At 55.5% G+C, this 3,064-nt stretch carries 3 protein-coding genes; all 3 read left to right on the top strand.

Translation table 11 applies throughout. The features are described from left to right. Positions 1-244, top strand: a 244-nt coding sequence (locus EJP87_RS18025; protein ID WP_193771431.1) for a hypothetical protein, incomplete at its 5' end; no start/stop codon positions are given. 250 nt (positions 245-494) lie between these two features. Beyond that, positions 495-2,789 carry a 2OG-Fe(II) oxygenase gene (locus tag EJP87_RS15025; RefSeq protein ID WP_130472675.1) on the top strand — a complete coding sequence of 765 codons (2,295 nt, stop codon included), beginning with the start codon at positions 495-497 and terminating at the stop codon, positions 2,787-2,789. Between the two features lie 82 nt (positions 2,790-2,871). Then, the coding region (locus EJP87_RS15020) for an Rpn family recombination-promoting nuclease/putative transposase (RefSeq protein WP_193771430.1) at positions 2,872-3,064 on the top strand (193 nt) is incomplete at its 3' end.

The following is a 3,064-nucleotide window of genomic DNA, read 5'->3' as shown; positions in this document are numbered from 1 at the left end:
GAAAAAGAGGGAAAAAAAGGCGAAACAACCGAATCACTCAGACAGAGATTCTTCAGGGTCAGGAGATGGACCGACCGAGGGAAAGAGCGCCATTGAAACTGCCGAAACCATTGAACAGACTGGCAAGATCAATGAAATGGCGGATGAGACAGAAACTTTGCAGGCCAAAGATCATCTTGATAAAGCGAGAGAAACAGTTGGAGAAGAGTCAGATGTCAAGCCATCCGGCAAACGCCCAGTTTGACGCCTGCGACGAATCTGGTGGCATTTCGCCCAGCAAGGAGATACACTGGCTTGGTAGTTTGGTACTCTTCGTCAACAGGTGGCCCAGCTATGGAATTCATCGATCTACGCATCGACTTTGCGTTCAAGAAGATCTTTGGCAACGAGTTCACCAGAGACGTTTCATGTGGATTCACTGTCTCTGGCTTTTGGGTTGCTGATCTGGAGAGAAACGAGGATTCTTCTGTGTTCTCAAAGGGGATCCGATTCCTATGACATCCTTGACATCTGCGTTTTCGGAGCTGCTGCGACCGGTCCTGCATCCGGGTGATTTCTGTACTTCCGGCACAGTGGAAATCTTTACGCCCCTGCTGGATGTGGAGGGGGTTGGTCCGGTTGCCATTCCCTGTTTGCCGCTCCAGATGGAACAATTGATCACTGCATCCGCTCCCGCCCCGTATGGTCGGGGTGAGCAGACACTGGTAGATACCCAGGTGCGCCGGACCTGGCAAATCGACGCCGACCGCGTCCGGCTCCAAGGTTGCCATTGGGATAAAACTTTGGAGTCCCTCGTCGCTCGGGTCACCGAAGGGCTTGGAGTTGAGGGGGCTGTTGTAGCGGAACTGTATAAACTTCTCGTGTATGACGAAGGCAGTTTTTTTACAACCCATCGGGATACCGAGAAGGCGCAGGGCATGTTTGCCACCCTGGTTGTTGTTCTTCCCTCCGTTTATACCGGGGGAGAGCTGATCGTACGTCACCTGGACCGCCAATTTCAGTTTGATCTCCGTTGCTCCGACCCGTCTGAGGCTGCTTTCGCGGCCTTCTATGCCGACTGTGCGCATGAGGTGCTTCCTGTTCTGTCCGGGTGTCGGCTGACCCTCATCTACAACTTGCTGCTCCGGGATCGGAGTCGGGTGCCCAAACCGCCCAGTCATACCCGCGAAGCGGCACAGCTTGCCACGCTGCTGCGAGAATGGCGATCTGGCCAGCAGGCAATGGCCGACTCGCCAGAAAAACTGATTTATCCATTGGAACACGCCTATACCCAGGCCGGTCTTGCGTTTGCGTCGTTGAAGGGCGCAGATGCCGCCCGGGCAGCCGTCTTGATCTCTGCCGCCCAGCAGGCCGACTGCGATATCCATTTGGCACTGCTGTCGATTGACGAGAGTGGTGCTGCCGAGTATACCGGCTCCTATGGCAGGCGACGCGGATGGTCTGACGATGAAGCCTTTGAAGCCGGCGAGGTCTACGAACGCAGCACGACCTTGTCCAATTGGCATCGACCTGATGGCCGCCCATTCCCATTGGGGCCGTTGTCGTTTTTAGAGGAAGAACTCTCCCCGCCAGATGCCTTGGAGGGTATTGAGCCCGATGAAGAGCTGTTTCAAGAATCGACCGGCAACGAGGGGGCCTCTTTTGAGCGCACCTACCGCCGCGCTGCGTTGGTTTTATGGCCTCGGGAGCAGCGTATGGCGGTCATCAGCCAGGGGGGATTGCCAGTCACGTTGCCTTATCTGGAAGAACTGGTCAACCGCTGGACCGCCAGTGGAGAGGGGCTGCATTCCCCCCTGTGGAGCCAAGCACAGGATCTCGCCAAACAGATTTTAGCCAGTTGGCCGCATAATTCCGGGTATTCTCGCTACAACAAGGAGGCCAGCCAGGCAGCCAGAATGCTTTTGTCACTGGCAAAACTCCGGGATTCGGGACAGATCGAGGCTGTGCTGACCACCGTTTCCGCTATGGGCCTGTACGGCATGGCGGACAACGATGCGATATTGGAGGCTCTTGTCCTGTTGCCGACGCTGCGCGCCATTGCTCTGATCGAAAGCATCATCACGGGTAATGCTTCCACAAACCCGATGGCTTGCAGCAATCTACTGGCGCGTGCCGTGCAAAAGATGCCTTCTGACACACGGATGGCAGACTTCGTGGAGGCCGCAACGGCTTTGCTGAACGCCCTTCCTGGTAATCCAGAACGGGCTGCACAGGAAGATGCCGTAAGGCTTTTTCGTCCTGTTGTGGAACCCGGACTGATTGTCGATCTCATGACCACGTTGGGGCGTATCGACGCGACCCTGGCGGATCAAGCCGTGGCGTTGATCCTGGCGCAGATCAAAACCTACGACCTGGACACGATTCTTCTACCAGCCATGTTGGTACTCAATGACCAGACGGGAATGGAAAATCTGGCTGCGGTACAACGCCTGCGCACAATCTGTCTAGACCACCTGCAAAAACGTGTCGCGGAACCTCTGGAGCCACCCGGCGACTGGGCGCGAGAGCATATCCTTTCCTGTCGATGCTCCCACTGTAGCGAGCTGGCTCTCTTTTTGGCCGACGCAGAACGCAAGACGTGGAACTTCAAGGCTTCCGAACACAGTCGCCGTCACGTCGAAGAGACAGTCCGACAGAGCAATTGTGATCTGGATGGTGCGACCGACAAGCGTGGCCGTCCTTATACGCTGGTTTGCACCAAAAATCAGGCCAGTTACGAACGGAGGGTACGGCAACGCAAGAAGGATCTGGCAGATTTAGCACGGATGGGCCCACCGGAGAAACCATGACCGACCACGATGGCACCTATCACCAGATCTATACGGACCCGCTCATGGTGGCGGACCTGCTTGTGCATTTTGTCAACGAGTCTTGGGAAAAGATCTCGATTTCACCCGTATGCAGCGGGTCAATACCAAGTTTCACCGTCGATTTCTGCCAAAACGTGAGGGTGATGTGGTTTGGCAGATTCCAACACACTCAGGAGGCATGGTTTACCTGCTCGTGATGTTGGAATTTCAGTCGACAGTCAATTGGATGATGGCCGTGCGCATTGTTGCGTATG

The organism is Candidatus Magnetaquicoccus inordinatus (assembly GCF_004217665.1).
In the GTDB taxonomy this organism is placed as follows: domain Bacteria; phylum Pseudomonadota; class Magnetococcia; order Magnetococcales; family Magnetaquicoccaceae; genus Magnetaquicoccus; species Magnetaquicoccus inordinatus.
The sequence above is the reverse complement of the archived record's forward strand: the minus strand, read 5'-3'. Positions and strand labels throughout refer to the sequence as shown.

Bases quoted from the DNA above. Each gene is read 5' to 3' on its own strand.
- EJP87_RS15025 (WP_130472675.1), top strand. From the start codon at position 495: ATGACATCCTTGACATCTGCGTTTTCGGAGCTGCTGCGACCGGTCCTG.